General features: G+C 63.6%; 25 protein-coding genes, 2 tRNA genes and 1 pseudogene. 21 read left to right on the plus strand and 7 right to left on the minus strand.

Annotation, left to right across the window (positions count from 1 at the left end; genetic code table 11):
- Positions 1–64: 64 nt before the first annotated feature.
- The 3 genes from AC0L3J_RS24810 to AC0L3J_RS24820 form a co-directional block, all read right to left on the minus strand.
- Positions 65–1,345 (minus strand): O-acetylhomoserine aminocarboxypropyltransferase, encoded by a 1,281-nt coding sequence (locus AC0L3J_RS24810; RefSeq protein WP_027567230.1) that lies wholly within the window; start codon positions 1,343–1,345, stop codon positions 65–67.
- A 138-nt stretch (positions 1,346–1,483) separates the two neighbouring features.
- Positions 1,484–2,068, minus strand: a complete 585-nt coding sequence (locus tag AC0L3J_RS24815) for a CoA-binding protein (protein ID WP_473348623.1) — start codon at positions 2,066–2,068, stop codon at positions 1,484–1,486.
- 117 nt (positions 2,069–2,185) lie between these two features.
- Positions 2,186–3,010 carry an enoyl-CoA hydratase gene (locus tag AC0L3J_RS24820; RefSeq protein ID WP_473348624.1) on the minus strand — a complete coding sequence of 275 codons (825 nt, stop codon included), beginning with the start codon at positions 3,008–3,010 and terminating at the stop codon, positions 2,186–2,188.
- 86 nt (positions 3,011–3,096) lie between these two features.
- On the opposite strand from AC0L3J_RS24820, the gene AC0L3J_RS24825 reads away from it, so the two are divergent.
- From AC0L3J_RS24825 to AC0L3J_RS24850, 6 genes are all read left to right on the plus strand, one after another.
- Entirely contained in the window at positions 3,097–3,525 is a 429-nt protein-coding gene (locus tag AC0L3J_RS24825) for a PaaI family thioesterase (protein WP_007603483.1), read from the plus strand.
- Positions 3,526–3,682: 157 nt separating this feature from the next.
- The gene (rplM, locus tag AC0L3J_RS24830) at positions 3,683–4,147 is read left to right on the plus strand and encodes a 50S ribosomal protein L13 (protein ID WP_092028874.1); all 465 of its coding nucleotides are present in this window, start codon (positions 3,683–3,685) and stop codon (positions 4,145–4,147) included.
- A gap of 1 nt (position 4,148) precedes the next feature.
- Positions 4,149–4,628: a 30S ribosomal protein S9 gene (gene rpsI, locus AC0L3J_RS24835; protein WP_007603485.1), complete on the plus strand. Its 480-nt coding sequence runs from the start codon at positions 4,149–4,151 to the stop codon at positions 4,626–4,628.
- Positions 4,629–4,856: 228 nt separating this feature from the next.
- Positions 4,857–6,101 carry a GGDEF domain-containing protein gene (locus tag AC0L3J_RS24840; protein WP_473348625.1) on the plus strand — a complete coding sequence of 415 codons (1,245 nt, stop codon included), beginning with the start codon at positions 4,857–4,859 and terminating at the stop codon, positions 6,099–6,101.
- Between the two features lie 57 nt (positions 6,102–6,158).
- The gene (locus tag AC0L3J_RS24845) at positions 6,159–6,395 is read left to right on the plus strand and encodes a hypothetical protein (protein WP_473348626.1); all 237 of its coding nucleotides are present in this window, start codon (positions 6,159–6,161) and stop codon (positions 6,393–6,395) included.
- A 101-nt stretch (positions 6,396–6,496) separates the two neighbouring features.
- Positions 6,497–6,793, plus strand: coding sequence for an antibiotic biosynthesis monooxygenase family protein (locus tag AC0L3J_RS24850; protein ID WP_027518288.1), 297 nt, complete (start codon positions 6,497–6,499; stop codon positions 6,791–6,793).
- Positions 6,794–6,799: 6 nt separating this feature from the next.
- On the opposite strand, the gene AC0L3J_RS24855 is transcribed toward AC0L3J_RS24850, so the two are convergent.
- The gene (locus tag AC0L3J_RS24855) at positions 6,800–7,933 is read right to left on the minus strand and encodes an AI-2E family transporter (protein ID WP_473348627.1); all 1,134 of its coding nucleotides are present in this window, start codon (positions 7,931–7,933) and stop codon (positions 6,800–6,802) included.
- Between the two features lie 133 nt (positions 7,934–8,066).
- On the opposite strand from AC0L3J_RS24855, the gene AC0L3J_RS24860 reads away from it, so the two are divergent.
- From AC0L3J_RS24860 to AC0L3J_RS24870, 3 genes are all read left to right on the plus strand, one after another.
- The gene (locus AC0L3J_RS24860) at positions 8,067–8,771 is read left to right on the plus strand and encodes a hypothetical protein (protein WP_473348628.1); all 705 of its coding nucleotides are present in this window, start codon (positions 8,067–8,069) and stop codon (positions 8,769–8,771) included.
- Positions 8,772–8,861: 90 nt separating this feature from the next.
- A complete protein-coding gene (locus tag AC0L3J_RS24865) occupies positions 8,862–9,635 on the plus strand; it encodes a gamma-glutamyl-gamma-aminobutyrate hydrolase family protein (RefSeq protein WP_456764073.1) in 774 nt (257 codons plus the stop codon).
- A gap of 276 nt (positions 9,636–9,911) precedes the next feature.
- A complete protein-coding gene (locus tag AC0L3J_RS24870; RefSeq protein ID WP_473348629.1) occupies positions 9,912–10,346 on the plus strand; it encodes a hypothetical protein in 435 nt (144 codons plus the stop codon).
- A gap of 228 nt (positions 10,347–10,574) precedes the next feature.
- On the opposite strand, the gene glnA is transcribed toward AC0L3J_RS24870, so the two are convergent.
- Together glnA and AC0L3J_RS24880 are read right to left on the minus strand one after the other, a co-directional pair.
- Positions 10,575–11,984, minus strand: a complete 1,410-nt coding sequence (gene glnA, locus AC0L3J_RS24875) for a type I glutamate--ammonia ligase (RefSeq protein WP_007603494.1) — start codon at positions 11,982–11,984, stop codon at positions 10,575–10,577.
- Between the two features lie 149 nt (positions 11,985–12,133).
- Positions 12,134–12,472 (minus strand): P-II family nitrogen regulator, encoded by a 339-nt coding sequence (locus tag AC0L3J_RS24880; protein ID WP_007603495.1) that lies wholly within the window; start codon positions 12,470–12,472, stop codon positions 12,134–12,136.
- Between the two features lie 382 nt (positions 12,473–12,854).
- Here AC0L3J_RS24880 and AC0L3J_RS24885 point away from each other — a divergent pair, with 382 nt between their 5' ends.
- The 4 genes and pseudogenes from AC0L3J_RS24885 (at position 12,855) to AC0L3J_RS24900 (ending at position 15,160) form a co-directional block, all read left to right on the plus strand.
- Complete coding sequence (locus AC0L3J_RS24885) at positions 12,855–14,354, plus strand: NAD(P)H-hydrate dehydratase (RefSeq protein WP_473348630.1); 1,500 nt, start codon at positions 12,855–12,857, stop codon at positions 14,352–14,354.
- Entirely contained in the window at positions 14,354–14,554 is a 201-nt protein-coding gene (locus AC0L3J_RS24890) for a hypothetical protein (protein ID WP_473348631.1), read from the plus strand. The genes AC0L3J_RS24885 and AC0L3J_RS24890 overlap by 1 nt, the downstream gene beginning before the upstream one ends.
- 24 nt (positions 14,555–14,578) lie before the next feature.
- Positions 14,579–14,871, plus strand: a pseudogene (locus AC0L3J_RS24895) (type II toxin-antitoxin system RelE/ParE family toxin).
- A 1-nt stretch (position 14,872) separates the two neighbouring features.
- Positions 14,873–15,160 (plus strand): addiction module antidote protein, encoded by a 288-nt coding sequence (locus AC0L3J_RS24900; RefSeq protein ID WP_200455274.1) that lies wholly within the window; start codon positions 14,873–14,875, stop codon positions 15,158–15,160.
- Between the two features lie 10 nt (positions 15,161–15,170).
- Here AC0L3J_RS24900 and AC0L3J_RS24905 read toward each other — a convergent pair whose 3' ends face one another.
- On the minus strand, positions 15,171–16,487 hold the full coding sequence (locus tag AC0L3J_RS24905; protein WP_473348632.1) for a multicopper oxidase family protein: 1,317 nt from the start codon (positions 16,485–16,487) through the stop codon (positions 15,171–15,173).
- Positions 16,488–16,639: 152 nt separating this feature from the next.
- Between AC0L3J_RS24905 and AC0L3J_RS24910 the strand changes: the two genes are divergently transcribed.
- The 8 genes from AC0L3J_RS24910 (at position 16,640) to AC0L3J_RS24945 (ending at position 25,293) form a co-directional block, all read left to right on the plus strand.
- Positions 16,640–16,724, plus strand: a tRNA-Leu gene (locus tag AC0L3J_RS24910).
- Positions 16,725–16,897: 173 nt separating this feature from the next.
- On the plus strand, positions 16,898–18,259 hold the full coding sequence (gene tig, locus AC0L3J_RS24915; RefSeq protein WP_473348633.1) for a trigger factor: 1,362 nt from the start codon (positions 16,898–16,900) through the stop codon (positions 18,257–18,259).
- Between the two features lie 318 nt (positions 18,260–18,577).
- Complete coding sequence (locus tag AC0L3J_RS24920) at positions 18,578–19,213, plus strand: ATP-dependent Clp protease proteolytic subunit (protein ID WP_007611005.1); 636 nt, start codon at positions 18,578–18,580, stop codon at positions 19,211–19,213.
- A 442-nt stretch (positions 19,214–19,655) separates the two neighbouring features.
- Positions 19,656–20,927, plus strand: coding sequence for an ATP-dependent Clp protease ATP-binding subunit ClpX (clpX, locus tag AC0L3J_RS24925; protein WP_007603503.1), 1,272 nt, complete (start codon positions 19,656–19,658; stop codon positions 20,925–20,927).
- Between the two features lie 321 nt (positions 20,928–21,248).
- Entirely contained in the window at positions 21,249–23,672 is a 2,424-nt protein-coding gene (gene lon, locus AC0L3J_RS24930; RefSeq protein WP_456764079.1) for an endopeptidase La, read from the plus strand.
- Positions 23,673–23,759: 87 nt separating this feature from the next.
- Positions 23,760–24,164 carry a GFA family protein gene (locus tag AC0L3J_RS24935; protein ID WP_473289375.1) on the plus strand — a complete coding sequence of 135 codons (405 nt, stop codon included), beginning with the start codon at positions 23,760–23,762 and terminating at the stop codon, positions 24,162–24,164.
- 63 nt (positions 24,165–24,227) lie between these two features.
- A tRNA-Val gene (locus tag AC0L3J_RS24940) sits at positions 24,228–24,304 on the plus strand.
- Positions 24,305–24,432: 128 nt separating this feature from the next.
- Positions 24,433–25,293: a class I SAM-dependent methyltransferase gene (locus AC0L3J_RS24945; RefSeq protein ID WP_473348634.1), complete on the plus strand. Its 861-nt coding sequence runs from the start codon at positions 24,433–24,435 to the stop codon at positions 25,291–25,293.
- Positions 25,294–25,494 lie beyond the last annotated feature (201 nt).

A 25,494-nucleotide genomic window follows, 5' to 3' on the forward strand; every position in this document is an offset into this window, starting at 1 on the left:
AATGACTGTTAACTGGAGCCGTACTTCCGGGGCGCACTCAGGCGCCCCGGAATGACCAGGACAGCTACGCGCCCAGCGCCTGTTCCAGATCGGCGATCAAATCTTCCTTGTCCTCGATGCCGATCGAGAGCCGCACCACGTCGGGGCCGGCGCCGGACTTGACCTTGGCGGCGTCGTCGAGCTGGCTGTGCGTGGTCGAGGCCGGATGGATGACCAGCGAGCGGGTGTCGCCGACATTGGCCAGATGCGAGAACAGCTGCAACTTCGACACCAGGCTGACGCCGGCGTCGTAGCCGCCCTTCAGGCTGAAGGTGAACACGGCGCCGGCACCCTTCGGCGCGTATTTGCGCGCGAGCTGGTTGTACTTGTCGCTCGCAAGGCCCGCATAGTTCACCGCGGCCACCGCCGGATGGCCGGCGAGGAATTCGGCGACCGCTTTCGCATTGTCGCAATGCTTCTGCATGCGCAGCGGCAATGTCTCGATGCCGGTGAGGATCATGAAGGCGTTGAACGGCGACAGCGCGGGTCCGAGATCGCGCAGGCCGAGTACGCGGCAGGCGATCGCGAAGGCGAAATTGCCGAACGTCTCCTGCAGCCGGATGCCGTGATATTCGGGCCGCGGCTCCGACAGCATCGGATATTTGCCGCCGGTCGACCAGTCGAAGGTGCCGGCGTCGACGATGATGCCGCCGATCGAATTGCCATGTCCGCCGAGAAACTTCGTCAGCGAGTGCACGACGATGTCGGCACCGTGGTCGATGGGACGGATCAGATAGGGTGAGGCCAGCGTGTTGTCGACGATGAGCGGTACGCCCGCCTTGCGCGCCACCGTCGAGATCGCCTCGATGTCGGTGATGCTGCCGGCGGGATTGGCGATGGACTCGATGAAGATCGCCTTGGTGCGCGGCGTGACCGCGCGTTCGAAGCTCGCGATGTCGTCGGGATCGGCCCACACCACGTTCCAGCCGAAGCTCTTGAACGCGTGCGTGAACTGGTTGATCGAGCCGCCATAGAGCTTTCGCGCGGCGATGAACTCGTCGCCGGGCTGGAGCAATTGCTGCAGCACCACGACCTGCGCGGCATGGCCCGAGGCCACCGCAAGCGCGGCCGTGCCGCCTTCGAGGGCGGCGACGCGCTCTTCCAGCACCGCGTTGGTGGGATTGCCGATGCGGGTATAGATGTTGCCGAACGCCTGCAGGCCGAACAGCGAGGCGGCGTGGTCGGCGTCGTTGAAGACGAACGACGTCGTTTGATAGATCGGAGTCGCGCGCGCACCGGTGGTGGGATCGGGCTGTGCACCGGCATGCACGGCGAGGGTCGAAAATCCCGGAAGGCGATCGCTCATTGAGTGCGTCCTGTTCTCGTGGTCTGAAATCGCGCGGCATGCTGATTGGCGCCGCGGCTGCCGTCAAGGCGCGGCTTCACATCGGAACGATCGTGCTACGCATTGTCGCGTTCGCGAAATGAAACCTTCGCAACTGCGTCAGCTTTGCTCGCTCTTGTTCTTGGCGGCGCGGTCCGATGCCGCGGTTTCGCCGCCGCCGACACTCATCCGATTGAGGGATAAGCGCATGCCCTGCGTCGGCACCGGGGCGCGTTTGGAGCTCAGCGTGCGTGAATTGACGCCCATCCAGGAGATCTCCGAGGAGAGGCGGCCATATTCGATCTTTGGGCAGCGGTTCATCACCACCTTGATACCGACCGATTCCGCCTTCAGCGCCGCCGCATCGTCGCGCGCCCCCAGCTGCATCCAGATCACCATCGGAAGCGGATCGAGCGTGAGGGCTTCCTCGACCACCGGCATGATGTGACTGGAGTTGCGGAAAATGTCGATCATGTCGACGGGACGGCCGATGTCGGACAGCGAGGCGACGAAGGGTTTTCCGAGCAGCTCCTTGCCGACATGGCCGGGGTTGACCGGAATCATGTCGTAGCCGCGCTGGGCCAGATATTTGAACGCGAAATAGCTCGGCCGCACGTTGGCCGGCGAAGCGCCGACCAACGCGATCGACTTCACGTTGTTGAGGATGCCCCGGATGTAATTGTCGGGATAGGCGTCGTGGTTCATTGGCTCATCTTTTCGGGCTCATCTTTTCGCCGTCATTGCGAGGAGCGAAGCGACGAAGCAATCCAGTCTGTCTCCGAGAGGGATTCTGGATTGCTTCGCTTCGCTCGCAATGACGAATTACTCGTCCCGCCATGTCGGCGTGCGCTTCTCGATGAAGGCGCCGATGCCTTCCTCGGCGTCGCGCGCCATCATGTTCTCGGTCATCACCTCTGCCGCATAGCGATAGGCGTCTGCAAGACTCATCTCGGCCTGGCGATAGAACGCCTCCTTGCCGAGCTTGACGGTGTAGGCGGATTTCAGCGCGACCTGTTCGGCGAGCGCAATGGCGGCGGCGCGCTCGGTGCCGGCGGCGACGACACGATTGACGAGGCCGATCTCGCGGGCGCGCGCGGCCGAGATCGGCTCGCCCGTCAGTAGCATCTCCATCGCCTGCTTGCGTGGGACGTTGCGCGACAGCGCCACCATCGGCGTCGAGCAGAACAGGCCGATGTCGACGCCGGGAGTGGCGAAGTGTGCTGCTTCCGAGGCGATGGCGAGATCGCAGCTTGCCACGAGCTGGCAGCCGGCGGCGGTGGCAATGCCCTGGACCGATGCGACCACGGGCTTGGGCAGGTGCACGATCGCCTGCATCATCGCACTGCAGGCGGTCATCATCTCGGCGAAGAAGGCACGGCCACGGTCCGGGTCGGTGCGGCGCGCGGTCAGCTCCTTCATGTCGTGGCCGGCGGAGAAGGCGGGACCGTTGGCCGCGATCACGACACCGCGGATGGCCTTGTCGTCGCGGATCTCGTTGAGCTCGGCATGCAGGCTTGCGATCATCGTCGCCGACAGGCTGTTGCGGGCGGCCGGGCGGTTGAGGGTCAAGACCGCGATGGGGCCCACGGTCTCGCGCAGCAGGATCGGTGGTTGCGGGGAGGGGACGCGGGCGGCCTGGACGGACATCGAAGCGTTTCCGGTTGGATTATTGCGATTGGATGACGCAGATAACTTAATGTAACAGGGGACGTGAAGCGAGGGTGAGGGGTAGCATGGCGTTAGCGAAAATGAGCGTGGCGGAGCTCGAGCAGTTCCTCCGCAACGAGTTTCCCCAGGCCTTCAGCGGCGACGACATCACGATCGAGAGCGCGGACGGTCAGGCCTGCCTTTTGCGTCAGCGCTATAGCGAAAAGATGCTGCGGCCGGGCGGAACCGTGTCCGGCCCGACGCTGATGGCACTCGCCGATTTCGCGATGTACGTGGTGCTGTTGTCCGCGATCGGGCCGATCGGGCTCGCCGTCACCACCAATCTCAACATCAACTTCCTGCGCAAGGGGCAACCCGGGCAGGACGTGCTGGCGGAGGCGCGGCTGCTCAAGCTCGGCAAGCGCCTCGCGGTCGGTGAGGTGAAGCTGTTGTCCGGTACCTCGCCCGATCCGATTGCCCATGTCACCTCGACCTATTCCATTCCAAACGTTTGAGCTTTTTGAGGGTACCTTAATACCATATTTCTAAGCATTTGATATTACACATGTAAATTGCGCCTTTGGGCATTGACCGCGGCGCCGCTGTTCTCTAGAAAACCGCCAGTCCGGTGCGGTGTTCGCGCCGATGCTCCCCGTCCACGGAAACTCTGACATGAAAACCTTTTCGGCAAAGCCGGCTGAGGTGACGAAGAAGTGGGTATTGATCGACGCCAAGGGTCTGGTCGTCGGCCGTCTCGCCACCATCGTCGCCATGCGCCTGCGCGGCAAGCACCTCCCGACCTACACCCCGCACGTTGATTGCGGCGACAACATCATCATCATCAACGCGCAGCATGCGGTTCTCACCGGCCGCAAGCGCGAGCAGAAGACCTATTACAAGCACACTGGTTACGTCGGCCACATCAAGGAGCGCACCGCGCGCCAGATCCTCGAGGGCAAGCATCCCGAGCGCGTGCTCGAGAAGGCCGTCGAGCGCATGATCCCGCGTGGTCCGCTCGGTCGCGTCCAGATGGGCAACCTCCGCGTCTATGGCGGCGCCGATCATCCGCACGAGGCCCAGACGCCCGAGAAGATCGACATTGCCAAGTTGAACCGCAAGAACACGAGGGCCGCATAACATGGCCGAATCCATCCAGTCGCTCGACCAGCTCTCGCAGCTCAAGACGGCGGCCGCGCCCGACGCGCCCAAGCACGAGAAGAAGGTCGACAAGTTCAACCGCGCCTATGCCACCGGCAAGCGCAAGGACGCGGTCGCCCGCGTCTGGATCAAGCCGGGCGCCGGCAAGGTCACGGTCAACGCGCGCGAGGTCGAGGTCTATTTCGCCCGTCCGGTGCTGCGCATGATGATCGAGCAGCCGTTCTCCGTGGCCGCGCGCTCGGGCCAGTATGACGTGATCTGCACCGTCGCCGGCGGCGGTCTGTCCGGCCAGGCCGGTGCCGTCCGTCACGGCATCTCGAAGGCGCTGACCTATTTCGAGCCGGAGCTGCGCACCGTGCTCAAGAAGGGCGGCTTCCTCACCCGCGACTCCCGCGTGGTCGAGCGCAAGAAGTACGGCAAGGCCAAGGCCCGCCGGTCCTTCCAGTTCTCGAAGCGTTAATCGCATCGGTCGCATTCGCCGCGAAAGCGGCTTCAATGAGATGCAAAAGGGCGCTGATTCAGCGCCCTTTTTGCTGTTCGTTTGTATGCAAATTGATGGCGTGTTTCCTGAAAACTTGGGCCCGCATGAAAACCTGAATGGAACCCGCGAGACATAGCGTCGCATTTGGAAGGGCGCGCAAATCGGTTGAGCCGATCGCGTAACTGCTATGTCTAAGAGGGGGCCGACATGATGTCGCTCGATAGCATCACGCTCTATTTGGTCGCCACCATGGTCGCCGCACTGCTCGGCGCCATGATGGTATTTTTCGGAAGGCAGGAGAACAGCCCTGCGCTGAAATGGTGGGGCACCGCCTATCTCCTTGGCGCTGCATCGGTGGCGCTCTGGACGGCGGCCGGCGAGAAGTTGGGGCCGCATCTTTACCTTGCGCTGAACGCGGTCGGCTTCGTCGCCTGCGGCATGGTGTGGAATGCGGCGCGTGTCTTCCACGGCCGCAAGCCGAACTGGCCGGGTCTCCTGGTCGGCGCGCTCGCCTGGACCGCTGCCGCCACGCTGCTCGATCCCGCCGCATCCATGCTCCGCATGATCGTCGGCGCCGGCATCGTCTCGGTCTATGCGGCGCTGACGGCGAGCGAGCTCTGGGTCGAGCGGCGCAAGAGCCTGCAACGGCGCTGGCCGGCCTTCGTGGTCCCGGTGATGCACGGCTGCGTCTTGATGCTGCCGATCCTGCTCGGCAGCTTCCTGCGCCCGAACGATGCCGGCTTCTCCACCAGCATCTGGGTCACCTTGTTCGCGGTCGAGCTCGTGCTCTATGCCGTCGGCACCGTGTTCGTGATCTTCATGCTGGTGTCCGAGCGCACGGTCACCGCGCACCGGACCGCCGCGTCCACCGATCCGCTGACCGGCATGCTCAACCGCCGCGGCTTCTCGGAAGCCTGCGGACGCGTGATTGAGCGCGAGGCCAAGGCCGGCCGTCCCGTGACCGTGATGATCTTCGACATCGATCATTTCAAGTCGATCAACGACCGCTTCGGCCATCCCGCCGGCGACGAGATGCTGAAACTGTTCTCGACCGTCGTCGTCAGCAATCTGCGCATCAGCGACATGTCGGGTCGCATCGGTGGCGAGGAGTTCGCAGCCCTCCTGCCGTGTTCGCTGGAGGAGGGCGTGCTGGTCGCCGAGCGCGTGCGCGAGGCCTTCGAGACCTCCGGGGTCGTGGTCGACGAGGGCCCGGTCGACACCACCGTCAGCATCGGCGTCGCGGGCGGTCCGGCCGGCACCGAGCTCGAAGTGCTGCTGGCCTCGGCCGACACCGCGCTTTACCGGGCCAAGCGCGGCGGCCGTAACCGCGTCGAGGCGGCGGAGGAGCTGCCATTGTCGCTGGAGAACTGGCGCCGCCAGAGCGCCGCACGGATCGGCGTCTCCAACACGCAGTCCAAGACACCATCCAAGGCGCAGACGGCGACAGCCTAGGCAAAGGAGGCCTTGCGGTAATCCCCTGTTTACCATTCGATCCCTACCATTGCGGTCATGGAATCGATCCGTCGACAGAACCCGCAGACCGCCCTGATGTCGCTCGAAGCCGCGGCGACTTCGGCACGCGGCGGCTTCGCCTGCCTGTTCTCGACCGCGGACGAATACGAGAGCGCGCTGATCACCGAGCGCCGCGCCCAGGGGCATTACACGCAAGGCCGCAATTACTGGCCGCTCGCGCTGTTCGCCGGTTGTGCGCTGATCGTGGCGGGCACCGTTCTGCTGCTTGCCTGAGTGATCTGCATTTTTGGACCGGGCAGGGCGCCGTTTCGGCGCCTTTTTCTTTGTCGCGGGCTGCGGTAGACACGCCCATCGAACAAAATGGGTGGAAACAGATGATCACCGAGATCGCGCAAATCGACGTCAAGCCGGGCAGCGAGAAGGACTTTGAGGCCGCCGTCGCCAAGGCCAAGGCCGCTTTCGGCCGCTCCAAGGGTTTCCATGGTTTCGAGCTGCACAAGTCGATCGAGAAGCCGCAGCGCTATCGTCTGATGGTGAAGTGGGAAACGCTCGAGAACCACACCGTCGATTTTCGCGGCTCCGAGAATTTCACCGAATGGCGCGGCCTCGTCGGCCAGTATTTTGCGGCACCCCCTGAGGTCGAGCACACCGAAACCGTGCTCACCACCTGAGGCGGCTCAGGCCGCCTCCGCCAGAGGCGGCGCTTCATACGTCTTGAAGTGGTCGATCACGACCTTGGCGATGGCGACCAGAGGCAGCGCCAGCGCCAGGCCCCAGATTCCGAACACGACGCCGAGCAGGATCTGGAACGCGAACAGCGTGGCCGGCGGGATGTCCAGTGCCTGCCGCTGCAGGATCGGCGTCAGCACATAGCTCTCCATGGCGTGCACGCCCATGAAGAGGAGAAAGGCCGACAGCGCCGGAATCCATCCCGAGGCGAGGCTCGCCAGCACGACCACCACGCCGGCGATGATGGCGCCGACGGTCGGGATGAAGGCGAGCAAGCCTGCCTGGATCCCCAGGATGAACGAGCCGGGAATGCCGATAAGGACGAGCCCGATCCAGGTCACCACGCCGACCGCAAGCATCACGATGATCTGCGCGATCAGCCAGCGCTCCAGCGTCTCGCCGATGCCGTCGATGATGAGGGTGATGCGGGCGCGATGCCTGGCCGGCGCCAGAAACAACAGGCCGTCATGATAGACCGCGGGCTGCGCGGCGAAGGCGAGCCCCAGGAACAGCACGATGAAGATGTTGCCGACCGCGCTGATGGTGCCGAGCAGCAGCTTGAAGGTCTGGCTCACGATCGCCCCGCCGCTCGAGGCCAGCGCGCCTGCGCCCGGCAATCCGCCGTGCGAGCCCGGGGTCGGGGTGGGCGTCGGCGTCGCATCGGTGGAGGCAGCGGGTACGGCGTTGCCGAGATCGAAGAAGCTGGTGTCGATCCCATGGTTTTCGAGGAACGACCGGACGTTGGTGATCTGCGACTTGATCGTCTTGCTCAGCAGCGAGGCCTGCTCGGCAATGGTGGCGCCGCCGAGATAGGCCACGCCTGCGAGCATCACCGCCAGCGCGGCACAGACGATCGCGAGCCGGACCGCGTGGGGCAGGTGCACGCGGCGGCCGAGCGCGTTGGTCAGCGCGTTGAGGCCGACGCCGAGCAGCATTCCGGTGAAGATCAGGAGCAGGGTGGCGGCAAAATACCAGGTGAAGACCAGCATTGCCGTGAACAGCACGATTCCGATGCCCCCGACCGAGATCGCCCAGGCCAGATCGGTGCGGGTCCGGGGTCGTTCATCTGCGGGAATGGTCACATCGGGTCCTCTTCAGCGCGGTGCGCCGTACTCTTTCGACAAACGCGATCCGGATCAAGACCGCGTCAACGCGCTGGTTTGACGCTGCCGCGTGAACGGTGCAGAGCGATGAGGAAAGAACAGGTGAGGGCGCTTGAGTTTCATCAGCAAGTGGGCCGGTCTGCTCGGCCTTCTGGCCGTGCTCGTGATAGGCGACCAAATCCGGATCAACCGGCCCGGTCACAAATATCGCCTCACGGTCGAGGTGACGACGCCTGACGGAATCAAGACCGGGTCGGGCATTCTGTCCGTCGTGCCCGATCGCGGCTACAGCCGGGGCGGCCGCACCACGATGCGCGGCGAGGCTGTGTTCGTCGACCTCGGCCGGGGGAAGAATGTGGTGGCATTGCTCGCGCATCAGCAGGGCGCGAAGCTCGATCTCGACGACATCAACTATGTGGCGCTCCGCGCTTATGGCGCCGCGCGCGGCAACCGCGTCTCGTTCAACGAGCTCAACCGGCAGAGCGGCGTCGTCGCGGTGCAGGGGGACCTAATGCCCGTGCTCGTGAGCTTTGGCGATCCCCTCGACCCTGCAACCGCGCGACTTGTCACCGGCGACTATGCGGAGGCGGTCCTGGGCGACGGCTATGCACTCCGTGGCCTTACCGCCGAAATGGTGCCCAACGGGCTCTGGCCGATCGATTTCGGTGGCGTGCTCGGCGAGTCCGTGACGCGCGGAATCGAGGCGAAACTGCCCTGGCTGGCCACGCCGGGCGACCCGGCGGCGACCGCACTGAAGGCCGCCGGCCTGCCCCTTGGCGGCGCGATCGTGGCCCGGGAGGCATTTGCGCGAAAATAGCATTGCCGTCCCGCGTACCCTTCTGTTGAATTTGTTCCATCCCAGGGGCATGTTTGAAGAATCTTCTTCGGCGAGAGGTCTGAACGGGAGATGAGAAAGCCGGTCGTCGGCGTGATCGGGAACGCCCATCGCGTTGAAAATCGATTTCAGGTCCAGATGGTCGGCGAGCGTAATCTGCGCGCCGTGGCCGAGGTTTCCGGCGGCCTGCCGGTGATGTTCGCGGGCTCGCCCGACATCACCGATATCGGCGCGCTGCTCGATACCGTCGATGGCATCGTGCTCACCGGCGCCCGGGCCAACGTGCACCCGACCCGTTTCAACGTCGATCCGTGTGAGGCGCACGAGCCCTACGACATCCACCGGGACGAGGTGGCGCTGGCGCTCTCGGTCGCCTGCGTTGCCCGCGGCATCCCGCTGTTCGGCATCTGCCGGGGCCTCCAGGAGATGAACGTCGCCTTCGGCGGCTCGCTGCATCCCGAGATCCGCGAAATCCCCGGCCGCATGAACCATCGCATGCCGAGGCTCGAGAACGGTGAGATCCATCCCGATCCGACAGTGGTGTTTGCCGATCGTCACGACGTCGATCTGACGCCGGGCGGCGCGTTCGCGGAATTGCTCGGCTGTGACAAGATCAGGGTCAACTCGCTGCACGGCCAGGGCATCCTCGATCCCGGCAAGCGCGTGCTGATCGAGGGCATTGCCGAGGACGGCACCATCGAGGCGATCCGCATCGCGGAAGCCAAGGCCTTTGCGCTCGGGGTGCAATGGCACGCCGAATACGACCCGCAGCACAATCCGATCAACCGAAAACTGTTCGAGGCGTTCGGTCAGGCTATGGTGGCGAAGCAGCGCGCGGCGGCATAGCTGCGGGGCTGCGGGGCTTCACCGAGGCCTACAACCATCGTCATCGTGAGCGCTGCGAAGCAAATCCACTCGCTGTCGGGTGACGGCGTGGAGGCGACCTCCGACAGCGCGGCTCTCCTGAAGTTTGCGGCAGTGGTGAGAAAGATCGGCGTGAATTTTCCCGACAGTGAGGAGGCCGTATGACTGTTGGGGCAGATTGGTCCGCGTAGGATGGGCGACCGAAGCGAAACCCATCGTGCTGCGCGGACCTGAGCGTCGGACGTCACGGAGATTGGGATGGATGTCGGTGAGAGCCTAACTGCTCATTTTGGGGGTCGCCATCTCGTAAGGGTGACGCGCCGAGAGTTCGATTGGAATTTCAGTTTCGGGGATGCTGTCGCTTCAGGGCTGAGCGCCGAATGTCCGTGGCGGATTATCCACGCGAACGGAATTGCTTTCGCAAGCAGCGATGATGGTCATCAGTTTGGTCTGGCGGCTCCGCTCGATGGCGAGAAAGTAGCGTTAAGTCTTCTCGGAGAGAAGCCCATCGAGCGGGTTGCAATCCGCTCGGACACAGGAGACCTGTCGATCTGGTTTTCTGGCAATGTCCTCTTGGAAATTCTCAACGTGTCCTCTGGCTATGAGGGATGGAACATCGGCATTCCGAGGCTATCGATCGTTGCGACCGGCGGCGGAGGATTGGCGATTTTCGCAAACGCGCACGAGAACTAGTCCCCAGGATGGATTTCGCGGCGCTGAACGCATCCTACGAATTACCGACAGCGCTTGCGATCTCTCGGGCGCAATAAACCAGATATCAAGAATTGATGCGCGCCAGTTTTCTCGATTCCGATTCGTTCTTTGAGAACGAAGTGGAGTCAGACGCAGAACGAAACTCGATGACCACAAAAAAAGGCGCCCCGAGGGGCGCCTTTCGTGTGTCGCGGTCGTTCGGGCGGCTTAGCCCGAATAGTACATCTCGAACTCGACCGGGTGCGGGGTCATTTCGAAGCGGGCGACTTCGGTCATCTTCAGCTCGATATAGGCGTCGATGAAGTCGTCGTCGAACACGCCGCCGTTCTTCAGGAAGCCGCGGTCCTTGTCGAGGTTTTCCAGCGCCTCGCGCAAGCTGCCGCACACGGTCGGGATCTGCTTCAGCTCTTCCTTCGGCAGATCGTAGAGGTCCTTGTCCATCGCCGGACCCGGATCGATCTTGTTCTTGATGCCGTCGAGGCCCGCCATCAGCATCGCGGCGAAGCCGAGATAGGGATTGGCGAGCGGATCGGGGAAGCGCACCTCGACGCGCTTGGCCTTCGGCGAAGCGGTGTAGGGGATGCGGCAGGAGGCCGAGCGGTTGCGCGCGGAATAGGCGAGCAGCACGGGAGCCTCATAGCCCGGGACCAGACGCTTGTAGGAGTTGGTCGACGGGTTGGTGAAGGCGTTGATCGCCTTGGCGTGCTTGATGATGCCGCCGATGTAATGGAGGCAGGTCTCCGACAGGTCGGCGTATTTGTTGCCGGCGAACACCGGCTTGCCGTCCTTCCAGATCGACTGGTGCACGTGCATGCCCGAGCCGTTGTCGCCGAAGACCGGCTTCGGCATGAAGGTGGCGGTCTTGCCGTAGATGTGCGCGACCTGGTGGATGCAGTATTTGTAGATCTGCATGTGGTCGGCCATCAAGGTCAGCGTGTCGAACTTCATGCCGAGCTCGTGCTGGGCGGAAGCGACTTCGTGATGGTGCTTCTCGACCTTCACGCCCATCTTGGCCATGGCGCCGAGCATCTCGGAGCGCATGTCCTGCACGGAATCCTGCGGCGGCACCGGGAAGTAGCCGCCCTTGGTGCGGACACGATGGCCGAGATTGCCGCCTTCGTATTCGGTGTCGGAGTTGGTCGGCAGCTCGGAAGAGTCGAGGCGGAAGCCGGTGCTGTAGGGGTTGGCGGAGAAGCGCACGTCGTCGAACACGAAGAACTCGGCTTCGGGGCCGACGAACACGGTGTCGCCAACGCCCATCGACTTCACCATCGCCTCGGCCTTCTTGGCGATGCCGCGGGGGTCGCGGTTGTAGGGCTCGCCGGTGGTCGGCTCAAGCACGTCGCAGGTGATGACCATGGTGGTCTCGGCGAAGAACGGATCGATCGTCGCGGTCACCGGATCGGGCATCAGGCACATGTCGGACTCGTTGATCGCCTTCCAGCCGGCAATCGAGGAGCCGTCGAACATCGTTCCTTCGGCGAAAATGTCTTCATCGATCATGCTGATGTCGAAGGTGACGTGCTGCCACTTGCCGCGCGGATCGGTGAAGCGCAGGTCGACGTATTTGACGTCGTTGTCCTTGATCGATTTCAGGACGTCTTTGGCGGTCTTCATGCATACCCCTTTTGGCTCTGCGGGTCGGTTTCCAAACTTCGAGCGACCGTGTTCACGCTTCTTGAGGCGCGCGAGGCACAAACAAAATGAGGCCGCCGAAGCAGCCTATTTCTTGTCAGAATGTCGCAAAATGCGGGATAGCACCCGGCTCAGATAGCGTCCAGCCCGGATTCGCCGGTTCGGATGCGGATCGCCTCTTCGATGTTGGAGACGAAGATCTTGCCGTCGCCGATGCGCCCGGTTTGCGCGGCGCGGCGGATTGCGTCGATGGCGCGCTCGACCAGATCGTCGCCGATCACGATCTCGATCTTCACCTTGGGCAGGAAGTCGACGATGTATTCTGCGCCGCGGTATAGCTCGGCGTGACCCTTCTGCCGGCCGAAGCCCTTGGCTTCGGTGACGGTGATGCCCTGAAGGCCGACTTCCTGAAGCGCTTCCTTCACCTCGTCGAGCTTGAATGGCTTGATGATGGCTTCGATTTTCTTCACTGCGCGCCTCCCGGCCTTTCGAACAAATAGCAACGTCTTCGTCAGGATGCGCTTTTCATGACGCACGATCTTGTCTTCGCTATGCCGGGATCCCTGACCAGTCCGGCAACAACGGCCGGCCACACCCTGATCAAATGCCAGTGAGCACGACGAACCGAAGCGACTTCCGCGAAAGCAGGGTCTATGCCAAGTTGCAAATGCCCTGATTATTGGAGCGTTATCAGCCTTTTAACGTGCAGCTCTGATAGGTGGCGCCGACCCGCACAAAATAACGCAGACTACGAAATAGGCAAACGGTTCAATATCTGTGCAGATCATTGTTCCGTTGCATGGGCCGGCGCGGAACGTGCCTGTTGAAAAGGCTTTTGGACAGGGAAGTGGCATGGAAGTTCTGACCAACGCCGAAATGCAGCGCGCCGACCAGCTCAGCATTGCGGCAGGCACCCCCGGCTTCAAGCTGATGCTCAGTGCCGGCCAGGCTGTCGCCGAGGCCGCCCACGCGCTGGTGGAGGAGGGGCCAATCCTGATCGTGGCCGGCCCGGGCAACAACGGCGGGGACGGTTTTGTCGCAGCCGCCGAGCTCGCCGCGCAAGGCCGCGAGGTCTCGGTGATCCTGATGTGCGAGCGCGACCAGCTCCAGGGCGATGCGGCCTCGGCCGCGCGGGGCTGGAAACACCCGGTGCTCCCGTTCAACCCGCAGGCGATCGGGCGACCGGCGCTGATCATCGATGCGCTGTTCGGCGCGGGCCTCAGCCGTATCGTCGAGGGCGAGGCGCGTGCGATGATCGAGGCGATCAACACCAACGGTGCGCCAGTGCTCGCGGTGGACCTGCCGAGCGGCATAAACGGCACCAGCGCGGCCGTGCTGGGCGTGGCGGTGAACGCCACCGAGACCGTTACCTTCTTCCGGAAGAAGCCGGCGCATCTGCTGCTGCCGGGGCGCATGCATTGCGGCCACGTGCGTGTCGCCGACATTGGTATCGAGGCGCAGGTGCTGGACGAGATCGCGCCGCAAATATTCGAAAACGATCCGGACTTCTGGGGCGCGGCCTTTCCGGTGCCGCGCATCGACGGCCACAAATACGCGCGCGGCCATGTGCTGGCGGTCTCGGGCGATGCGGCGGCGACCGGTGCCGCGCGGCTCGCCGCGCGCGGGGCGCTGCGGGCAGGCGCGGGCCTGGTGACTTTGGCGACGCCGCGTGATGCGCTCGCGATCAATGCGGCTGCGCTTACCGCGGTGATGGTTCGCCCCGTCGATACCGCCATCGAGTTCGGAGAGTTGCTCGGCGACAAGCGCTACAACACCTGCATCATCGGCCCCGGTGCGGGTGTCGGCGAGCGCACCTGCGATCTCGTCCACACGGCGCTTAACGCCCAGCGGCGCCTGGTGCTCGACGCAGATGCGCTGACAAGCTTTGCCGCCAATCCCGAGCGCCTGTTCGAATCGATCAAGACGTCGCAGGACAACGCGGTGGTGCTGACGCCGCACGAGGGCGAGTTCCCGCGGCTGTTCTCCGACCTCAGCAATAAGCATCCGGGGCGCTCGAAGATCGAGCGCGTGCGCGCCGCCGCCGAGCGCTCCGGCGCGGTCGTGCTGCTGAAGGGCGCCGACACCACGATTGCCGCGCCCGACGGCCGCGCCACCGTCGCCGCCAACGCACCGCCCTGGCTCGCCACAGCGGGTGCCGGCGACGTGCTCGCCGGCATCATCGCAGGCCTCCTTGCGCAAGGCGTCCCGGCGTTCGAAGCCGCCAGCATCGCGGTGTGGATGCATGGCGAAGCGGCGAGCGAGGCGGGACCGGGCCTGATCGCAGAGGATCTTACCGAGACGCTGCCCGCCGTGCACCGGCGGATCTATCACGCGCTGGGGATCGAATACTAATGCTCAGGCAGCTCGCGCTCACCGATATGGGCGCGGCGGCGCAGGTTCACCGGGCTGCATTCGATGATGCGATGCCTTGGCTCGTTGGGCTGCATACGCCGGACGAGGACGGCTTGTTCTACCGCGAGCACGTCTTCGCGACGTGCCACGTGTGGGCCGCTTCGACGGTCTCTGGATGCGTAAGCCCGCTTGATTCGTGAATAATTGTAGTCTAAAAACTACATGTGATTGAGCTCAAGCAGACTGAGACGTTTCGGAAGTGGCGATCGCGTCTCAAGGATGAGCGTGCCAGAGCGCTGATTGCGTCGCGATTGGACCGGTTGGCTCATGGGCACGCAGGTGACGTCGAACCGGTGGGCGAGGGTGTGAGCGAGCTGCGTATTCATCACGGCCCCGGATATCGCATTTTCAGAAGCGGGGCAACGCGATCATCGTCTTGCTGTGTGGGGGCGACAAGAGCACGCAGGTGAAAGACATCAAGGCGGCGAAGCGCCTTGCCGAGATGTGGAGCGAATGAGATGGGCGAAAAGCTGACGACTTACGATCCGGCCGAAGACCTGCAGTCTGACGAGGCCATTGCCGTTTTCATGGAGGAAGCGTTCAAGACCGAAGATGCGGCTTACATCGCGCACGCGCTTGGCGTCGTGGCCCGTGCGAAAGGGATGACGCAAATCGCGAAGGAGACCGGTCTTTCTCGCGAGCAGCTTTATCGCTCGTTCAGCACCAACGGTAATCCAACGCTCAAAACGACTATTGCGGTGATGAAGGCGCTCGGAATCGAACTCACAGCCAAGCCGCACGTCTGATCGGCGCGCCTCACTCCACCCCGTACCAGCGCACCAGCCGCGGCGCGGCCCAGTCGGTGACGACGGATTCGATCAGCCATCGGCCGGGGGAGGCCGCAGCGAATGCGATGCGCTGGGTCTGGCCGGGCTCGATCGCGAGCGTGTCGAGCCAATAGGGCTTCCAGCCGTCGTCGAGCTTGTCGAGCAGGCGGAAATGGTGGCCGTGGAGATGGAAGACGGTGGCGACGGGGGCGGGGTTCTTGAGGGCCAACACGACGGTGCGGCCGGTCCTGGCGCGGAAGGCAGGCGCCGAGGCGGTGGAGAAATTCGTAGGCCGGATCCAGCCGGCGTCGGCTGCCCCGAGTGTGACATCGAATCGCAGGGCGCCTCTCAGATCGAGACGGTCGGGCAGGTCATTCGGAGGGAGCGGCTGCGGCGGCAACAGCGGCACGCGCCGGTCAAGCTTGCCGGAGACCGTCAGGCGGCCGACCTGGCGCGCCTCCTTGCCGTCATGCAGCAGGAATGGGGCCGATGTGGCCGCATCCACGAAGGCGTCGGCGCGTGCGCCGGGAGCCAGCACCAGCGCGCCGTTGCGAGCCGGGAACGGCTCGGCCGGCTGTCCGTCCAGGGCCAGCACCTGGACTTCGTGGCTTTCCAATTTGATCGCCAGAACAGAACGTTGAGAGCCGTTGATAAAGCGCAGCCGCAGCCGCTCATTGGCCGCAGCTGAGAGTTCGAATGAAGTCGTTCCGTTGATCGTATAGAGCGGGGATGTGTCCTTCGGGTCCCGGCCCGGGGGAAGTGCGGTTCCATCCGAGCGTAGCCGCCATTCCTCGATCAAGAGAACCACGTCGCGATCGGCGGCGACCTGGTTTGTCTCGGCGGCAATGATCGGAAGCGGGCGCGCGGGCTGCTTCAGGCCGTCCTCGAACAGCCGGAAGTCGGCCAGCAGAGTTCCCGCGTTCGGGACTGAAATAATTGATGTTTCCGTCGCATCCGGGGCCGTCGGGGGGCGCCCCCGAAGCGGGTCGGCCGCGGCCGGGCCACCAAGGCCGTACCAGACTGGTGCAAGCGGCACAGGCAGGTCGTTGCGGAAGACCACCTCGCAGCGGTCGCTACGTTTGAGGCGGACATCCCCGAGGTGGCTTACCGCGGCCAGCTCCCAGATGGGTGTGTCCGGCTGCCCCGGCCTGAGAGCCAGCGTCGCCGGCCTTGCCTGAAGGGCAAGCTGGGCGGTCATGGCCGGGACTGCGCCGCCCGCCATCAGCCCGGCCGCAGAGGCTCCAAGTCCGGCGCCAAGCCCCGCCAAAACCTCGCGCCTCGTCCGGTCGAAGATCCGCGTTTTCATGGCCGATCCGGACCACGCCGTGCTGGATAAGTCCAGCTGTCGTGCCTAGGTGAAGCCTGCCTCTATCGGGCCATTTTTTTGCTGCGAACAGGCGGGCACATGCTATAAGCCCGCCGCCCGCGGCATCGCGGCCGGTCTTGATGCAAATTTACGCGGGCGTGGCGGAACTGGTAGACGCGCTGGATTTAGGTTCCAGTGACGAAAGTTGTGGGGGTTCGAGTCCCTCCGCCCGCACCAAGCGCTTTCAGCGTTTGCACGGATTACGCGATCTGCTCCCGCGCGGATGTTTGTCCGCCGGAAGCCGGTCCGATGAACCACCGGCGTTGAGGCGTTCGCCTCGCGCCGGATCGATTAATGACAGCGTCCCGACGCATGCGCGCCGGGACCGAACGAGAAGAAGATTGGACACCATGCAGGTCACAGAAACCCTCTCGGAAGGTTTGAAGCGCGAGTTCAAGATCAGCGTTCCCGCGTCTGATCTCGACGCCAAGGCCGGTGCCAAACTCGTCGACCTCAAGGACAAGGTCAAAATCAACGGCTTCCGTCCCGGCAAGGTACCGGTCACGCACCTCAAGAAGGTCTATGGCCGCTCGGTGATGGCCGAGACCATCGACCAGACCATCCGCGACACCAACACGCAGCTGTTCTCCGAGCGCGGCTTCCGCCTTGCGACCGAACCGAAGATCACCATGCCGACCGAGCAGGCCGAGGTCGAGGAGCTGCTCAACGGCAAAACCGATCTGACCTACACGGTTGCGATCGAGGTGGTGCCGTCGATCGCGCTTGCCGACTTCAAGACCTTCGAGGTCGAGAAGCCCGTCGCCGAAGTCACCGACGCCGACGTCGACGAGGCGATCAAGCGCATCGCCGATTCGAACCGCGGTTATGCCGCGAAGGGCGAGGGCGCCAAGGCCGAGTCGGGTGATCGCGTCACCGTCGCCTTCAAGGGCACCATCAACGGCGAGCCCTTCGAGGGCGGCGCCGGCGAGGGCATCCAGGTGGTGATCGGATCCAATACCTTCATCCCCGGCTTCGAAGAGCAGCTCACCGGCATCGCCACCGACGAGACCCGCACCCTGAAGGTGGCGTTTCCCAAGAACTACATGAACGACAAGCTCGCCGGCCAGCCGGCCGAGTTCGAGACCACCGCGACGCTGATCGAGGCGCCGCAGGATCTCGCGATCGACGACGAGTTCGCCAAGACGCTCGGCCTCGAATCGCTGGACAAGCTGAAGGAAGCGGCGCGCGAGCGGCTGGTCGCCGAGTTCGCGACCGCGACGCGCCAGCGCGTCAAGCGCGCGCTGCTCGACCGCCTCGACGAGGCCCATCGCTTCGAGGCGCCGCCTTCGCTGGTGGACGAGGAGTTCAATTTGATGTGGAACTCGGTGAAGGCCGAGATGGACTCCGCCGGCAAGACCTTCGCCGACGAGGACACCACTGAAGACGCCGCCAAGGAAGAGTACCGCAAGATCGCCGACCGCCGCGTGCGGCTCGGCCTCGTGCTCTCCGAGATCGGTGAGAAGAACAAGATCTCCGTGACCGACGACGAGGTCGGCCGCGCCGTGATCGAGCGGGCGCGCTCGATGCCGGGTCGCGAGAAGGAGGTCTGGGACTATTACCGCAGCAACGCCCAAGCGTTGGCCCAGCTTCGTGCACCGATCTATGAGGATAAGGTGGTCGACTTCATCCTCGAACTCGCCAACGTGACCGAGAAGAAGGTTTCGCGCGACGATCTCTACAAGGACGACGAGGCGGAAAAGACCGCGGCCTGAGGGCTTCAGGAGAGCCTCTAGGCGAGCCCTTGGGATAGGCTTGCATTAAGGATGATCATCAAAGAGGTCGAGCTAGCCAAGTGGCCGGCTGGGCCTCTTTGTACGAATCAGCTTCAACTGCCCCACGGATTAAGCCTTAATTCGCTCCGCACTTGTCAGGCGCGAATTGGGCTATATCTGTCGCTACGCCTTCCGCTTCTACCAAGTTCGTCTACCAAGTTCCTGCATCACGGGACGTCCATCGGCCTTCCGGCAGATCCAGCCCCGACTGGCAGCCGGGCCTGGCGATGTCCGCCTCTTCAAAACCCTAGGTGACTCATGCGCGATCCGGTTGAAACCTACATGAACCTCGTGCCCATGGTGGTCGAGCAGACCAACCGTGGCGAGCGCGCCTACGACATTTTCTCGCGCCTTCTGAAAGAGCGCATCATTTTCCTGACCGGGCCGGTCGAGGACGGCATGTCGACGCTGATCGTGGCGCAGCTGTTGTTCCTTGAGGCGGAAAATCCGAAGAAGGAAATCTCGATGTACATCAACTCGCCGGGCGGCGTGGTGACGTCGGGCCTCGCGATCTACGACACCATGCAGTTCATTCGCCCGCCGGTCTCGACGCTGTGCACGGGCCAGGCCGCCTCGATGGGCTCGCTGCTGCTCTGCGCCGGCGAGAAGGACATGCGCTTCTCGCTGCCGAACGCGCGCATCATGGTGCATCAGCCCTCCGGCGGCTTCCAGGGCCAGGCCACCGACATCATGCTGCACGCTCAGGAAATCCTGAACCTGAAGAAGCGGCTCAACGAGATCTACGTGAAGCACACCGGCCAGACCTACAAGGCGATCGAGGACGCGTTGGAACGCGATAAGTTCCTGACCGCGAGCGACGCCAAGGAGTTCGGCCTGGTCGACAGGGTCATCGACAAGCGCGCCGAGGAAACCGCGTCGCCGAAGACCCCGTAGCACTACTGCGGCGGCGAACCCTCGGGCTCGCCGGCGCGCCATCAGGGAGCGTTCACGTTAAGGACACGTGCGCGCGTCGCAAAACGTAGTTTTGCGCCCTGCGGCAGGCAGAAAGTTCCGCTTTCGTGCTTGTTTTTCGTGGCAATCCAGCAACGCCGGGGTGATTTCGATCACTTCGCCCGTGCCAAGACCGGAAATCACGGTATTGTCACGGGTAGCCGGCGACCCCCGATTAGCGAATTCTTGATAGTCGGGTGACAGCATGGTTCGCTACGACTGATCGGCTATGATCGCGGGGAATCGAGTGACCGTGATTCGCACGGCATGTAACGCCAAGGGTCTTTTTTGGTACGGAATTTGCTCTATTTGAAGGACTGTACCGGCTGTCGTGCCGGAATAGGGCGATCGAGCGGACGGGATCGAACCGCGGACGGAGACATGAATGAGTAAGGTCGGCACGAGCGACTCCAAGAACACGCTGTATTGCTCGTTCTGCGGCAAGAGCCAGCACGAAGTTCGCAAACTGATCGCGGGTCCCACGGTCTTCATTTGCGACGAGTGCGTCGAGCTCTGCATGGACATCATTCGCGAGGAGAACAAATCCTCGCTGGTGAAGTCGCGCGACGGGATTCCGACGCCGAAGGAAATCTGCAAGGTGCTGGACGATTACGTGATCGGACAGAACCATGCGAAGAAGGTCCTCTCGGTCGCGGTGCATAATCACTACAAGCGCCTCAACCACCAGACCAAGCACAACGACGTCGAGCTTGCGAAGTCGAACATCCTGCTGATCGGTCCGACCGGCTCGGGCAAGACGCTGCTCGCGCAGACGCTCGCCCGCATCCTGGACGTGCCGTTCACGATGGCGGATGCGACGACGCTGACCGAAGCCGGCTATGTCGGCGAGGACGTCGAGAACATCATCCTGAAGCTGCTCCAGGCCGCCGACTACAATGTCGAGCGTGCCCAGCGCGGCATCGTCTACATCGACGAAATCGACAAGATCAGCCGCAAGTCCGACAATCCCTCGATCACGCGCGACGTGTCGGGTGAGGGCGTGCAGCAGGCGCTGCTCAAGATCATGGAAGGCACGGTGGCTTCGGTCCCGCCGCAGGGCGGCCGCAAGCATCCGCAGCAGGAATTCCTGCAGGTGGACACCACCAACATCCTGTTCATCTGCGGCGGTGCGTTCTCGGGTCTCGAAAAGATCATTTCGGCACGCGGACGGTCGACCTCGATCGGTTTCGCCGCCCAGGTGCTCGCGCCGGAAGACCGCCGCACCGGCGAAATCTTCCGTCACGTCGAACCGGAGGATCTCCTGAAGTACGGCCTGATCCCGGAATTCGTCGGCCGTCTGCCGGTCGTGGCGACGCTGGAGGATCTGGACGAGGCTTCGCTCAAGAAGATCCTGGTCGAGCCGAAGAACGCGCTGGTGAAGCAGTACCAGCGGCTGTTCGAGATGGAGAACATCGAGCTGACCTTCGCCGACGAGGCGCTTGGCGCGGTTGCCCGCAGGGCGATCGAGCGCAAGACCGGTGCGCGCGGATTGCGTTCGATCCTCGAGGCGATCCTGCTCGAGACCATGTTCGACCTGCCGGGCCTCGAAGGTGTGGAAGAAGTCGTGATTTCCCGCGAAGTCGTGGAAGGAACGGCGCGTCCGCTCTACATCTACGCCGATCGGTCCGATCGCGCCGTCGAGAACGCCAGCGCCTGATTTCGGCGCTGGAACGCTCCAATCGTCTCCTCAAGCAAGGGCTGCGGAAAGTATCTCCGCAGCCGGTGTTGCGTCGCTTATTTGCGTGCGTAAGCGCCTGATGGCGCGCGTCTTCAATGACTTGACACCCCCCGGGTCGATAGCCACCTAATGTCGGCGGCGAGCAAAAATTCTCTTCAAGATTCGCCTCAGTTCCGATCCGGCAGGCCGGTCCAATCTCAAAAGGACCGACCGGTTTTGTGGATCACCTCGGCACCTTGTGGCGGTTGCGCATGAGCATGGCGGGCTGCGTGCAAGGGGGCAAAGCAAAAGGAAAAGGCCATGACCAATCCAAAACCCAGGCCAACCATCGTCCATGGCGAAACGCACGCCTATCCCGTGCTGCCCCTGCGCGACATCGTCGTCTTCCCGCACATGATCGTTCCGCTGTTCGTCGGCCGCGAGAAGTCGATCCGCGCGCTCGAAGAGGTGATGAAGAACGACGCGCTGATCATGCTCGCGACCCAGAAGAACGCGTCCGACGATGATCCGGCACCCGATTCCATTTACGAGACCGGTACGCTTGCCAGCGTGCTCCAGCTCTTGAAGCTTCCCGACGGCACCGTGAAGGTGCTGGTCGAAGGGCTCGAGCGTGCGCGCGTGCAGAAGTACACCGATCGCGCCGACTATTACGAAGCGACCGCGATTGCGCTCGCCGACACCGATGCGAAGTCGGTCGAGGCCGAGGCCATGGCGCGCTCGGTCGTGTCCGACTTCGAGAGCTATGTGAAGCTCAACAAGAAGATCTCGGCCGAGGTCGTCGGCGTCGTGCAGGCGATCACCGATTTCGCCAAGCTCGCCGACACCGTCGCCTCGCATCTCGCCGTCAAGATCGCGGATCGCCAGGGCATCCTGGAGACGCTGTCGGTCACGCAGCGCCTTGAGAAGGTGCTGGGCCTGATGGAGAGCGAGATCTCGGTGCTCCAGGTCGAGAAGCGCATCCGTTCGCGCGTCAAGCGCCAGATGGAGAAGACCCAGCGCGAGTACTATCTCAACGAGCAGATGAAGGCGATCCAGAAGGAGCTCGGCGACGACGACGGTCGCGACGAACTCGCCGATCTCGAAGAGAAGATCTCCAAGACCAAGCTCTCCAAGGAAGCGCGCGAGAAGGCGCAGCATGAATTGAAGAAGCTGCGCCAGATGTCGCCGATGTCCGCGGAAGCGACCGTCGTGCGTAACTATCTGGATTGGCTGCTGTCGATCCCGTGGAACAAGAAGTCCAAGGTGAAGAAGGATCTGGCAGCCGCGCAGGCGGTTCTGGATGCCGATCACTACGGGCTGGAGAAGGTCAAGGACCGCATCGTCGAGTATCTCGCCGTGCAGTCGCGCGCCAACAAGCTGACGGGTCCGATCCTGTGCCTCGTCGGCCCTCCCGGTGTCGGCAAGACCTCGCTCGGCAAGTCGATCGCGAAGGCGACCGGGCGTGAGTTCGTGCGCGTGTCGCTCGGCGGCGTGCGCGACGAGGCCGAGATCCGCGGTCACCGCCGCACCTATATCGGTTCGATGCCCGGCAAGATCATCCAGTCCATGCGGAAGGCGAAGTCGTCCAATCCGCTGTTCCTGCTGGACGAGATCGACAAGATGGGCGCCGATTTCCGCGGCGATCCGTCCTCGGCTTTGCTCGAGGTTCTCGACCCCGAGCAGAACGCGACCTTCAACGACCACTATCTCGAGGTCGACTACGATCTCTCCAACGTGATGTTCATCACGACCGCGAATACGCTGAATATTCCCGGGCCGCTGATGGACCGCATGGAGATCATCCGGATCGCGGGCTACACCGAGAACGAGAAGGTCGAGATCGCGCGCAAGCACCTGATCCCGAACGCGGTGTCCAAGCACGGCCTGGACTCCAAGGAGTTCTCGATCGACGACGACGCGCTGCTGCTTCTGATCCGCCGCTACACCCGCGAAGCGGGCGTGCGCAATTTGGAGCGTGAGCTCTCCACACTCGCCCGCAAGGCGGTGAAGGAGCTGATGATCTCCAAGAAGAAGTCGGTCAAGGTCACCGAGAAGACTCTGGAAGAGCTGCTCGGCGTGCCGAAGTACCGCTACGGCGAGATCGAGAGTGAGCCGCAGGTCGGTATCGTCACCGGCCTTGCCTGGACCGACGTCGGCGGCGAGTTGCTGACGATCGAAGGCGTCATGATGCCCGGCAAGGGCAAGATGACGGTCACGGGCAATCTGCGTGACGTGATGAAGGAATCGATCTCGGCGGCGGCGTCCTATGTCCGCTCGCGCGCGATCGTCTACGGCATCGAGCCGCCGCTGTTCGACCGGCGCGACATCCACGTGCACGTGCCGGAAGGCGCGACGCCGAAGGACGGTCCGTCGGCGGGCGTGGCGATGGCCACCGCGATCATCTCGGTGATGACCGGCATCCCGGTCCGCCACGATGTCGCGATGACCGGCGAGATCACGCTGCGCGGCCGCGTGCTGCCGATCGGCGGCCTGAAGGAGAAGCTGCTCGCTGCTGCCCGCGGCGGCATCAAGACGGTGCTGATCCCCGAGGACAACGCCAAGGATCTCACGGAGATTTCCGATGCGATCAAGGGCGGCATGGAGATCATCCCGGTCTCGCGCCTCGACGACGTCGTCGCCAAGGCGCTGGTCAAGAAGCCGGTGCCGATCGTCTGGGAAGAGGACACCAAGGTGACGGTGAAGCCGGACGGCGACGAAGCCGCCGGTGGCCTGACCGCTCACTGAGATCGCAGCTCGAAAAGATGATAAAACGGCGCCTTCGGGCGCCGTTTTTGTTGTGGGGCATTTTGTTTTGGGCAGTGGATGACGACCATGCATATCGACGGGCAATGCCATTGCGGCCAGATCACCTTTGAAGCCGAGATCGACCCGGAGACGGTGTCAGTCTGCCACTGCCGGGACTGCCAGACCCTAACTGGATCGCCGTTCCGGGTGACGGCGATCTGCACCAAGGCCGACGTCAAGCTGACCGCCGGCACGCCCAGGATCTACGGCAAGCGCGGCGACAACGGTCGGATGCGCTTCCAGCACTTCTGCGCCGAGTGCGGTTCCCCGCTGTTCACGAGCGGCGAGGGCGACCAGGCGGACGATTGGGGCATCCGCTGGGGCAGCATCCGCCAGCGCGACAAATTGCGGCCCGTCAGGCAGATCTGGTGCCAGTCGGCGGCGGTGTGGATCGACGCGGTGCCACTGCTGCCGGGCCGGCCGGGGGATTGAGGCCCAGGAATTGGCGTTCCGCGCTTGCCCGTTCGGGGCAGGTGGGGATAAAGAAGCGGCGAGGGGCGGTTAGCTCAGCTGGTTAGAGCATCTCGTTTACACCGAGAGGGTCGGGAGTTCGAATCTCTCACCGCCCACCAGCCTTTGCTCGCTTCGCGAGCTTCGGCTCGGCGAGCCAGCCTCACACGTTATTAGCGCGAAGCGAACGAAGGCTGCCGCGCCGAAGCCGATAGGCGCAGGCGGGCGATACCGAGCCACAGAGGCCCTGATGCAACAACCAAGCGGACACGAGCAGAACGCCGACCAGATCGCTTACTGGAACGGCCCCAGCGGGCAGCGCTGGGCCGATCGCCATGCGGCGCAGGAGAGCCTGCTTGGACCCATCGCCGACGTGCTGATCGAGCGCGCCAGGCCGAAGCCGGGCGAGCGCGTTCTCGATGTCGGCTGCGGCTCCGGTGCGACGACGTTCGCGTTCGCGAAGGCTGTCGCGCCCGATGGTTTTGCGCTCGGCCTCGATGTGTCCGAACCCATGCTATCGCAAGCGCGCGCGTTCGCGCCGAAAGGGTTGCCGCTCGATTTCGTGCTCGCGGATGCGACAGTGCATCCATTCGAGCCGGCGAGTTTTGATCTGCTCGCCTCGCGGTTCGGCGTGATGTTCTTCGCCGATCCCATCGCGTCTTTCACCAACCTCCGTCGCGCGCTGAAGCCAACGGGGCGGCTGGCGTTTGCCTGCTGGCGCGAGCCGAAGGAAAATCCGTGGATGATGGCGCCGCTGATGGCGGTCTACAAACACGTGCCCAAAATGCCGCCGGTCGGGCCGGACGAGCCGGGTCCGTTCGCCTTCGCCTCCGAAGAGCGCGTGACGCGCATCCTGAAAGGCGCTGGCTTCGTCGACGTCGCGATGGAGCCGCACAATCTCGCGATGGATGTCGCGATCGGCGGCGGGCTCGATGCCGCGGTCGAGGGCTCGCTCCAGATCGGCCCCGCCAGCCGCGCGCTGCAGGGCCATCCTCCCGAGACGTATGCCGCGGCAAAAGCCTCGATCCGCGAGATGTTGACGCCGTTCCTGAAGGGGCAGTCGGTCGCGCTGCAGGGCGCCATCTGGATCGTGACGGCAAAGGCGGCGTAGGCGCCGCTGTTCAAAAGTCGCTGTAACGCAAGCTGTGTGCAACATACTCGGTGTCGTCCCGGCGAAGGCCGGGACCCATACGCCTAGGAGTGGTTGTGGCGCGAAGCTGACAACCACGAGTCTTCCCCAAACGACTTCCTGTGGTTATGGGTCCCGGCCTTCGCCGGGACGACATCTCAGGTTTAGCCGACACGGAAACTC

The organism is Bradyrhizobium sp. Kon37 (assembly GCF_055807535.1).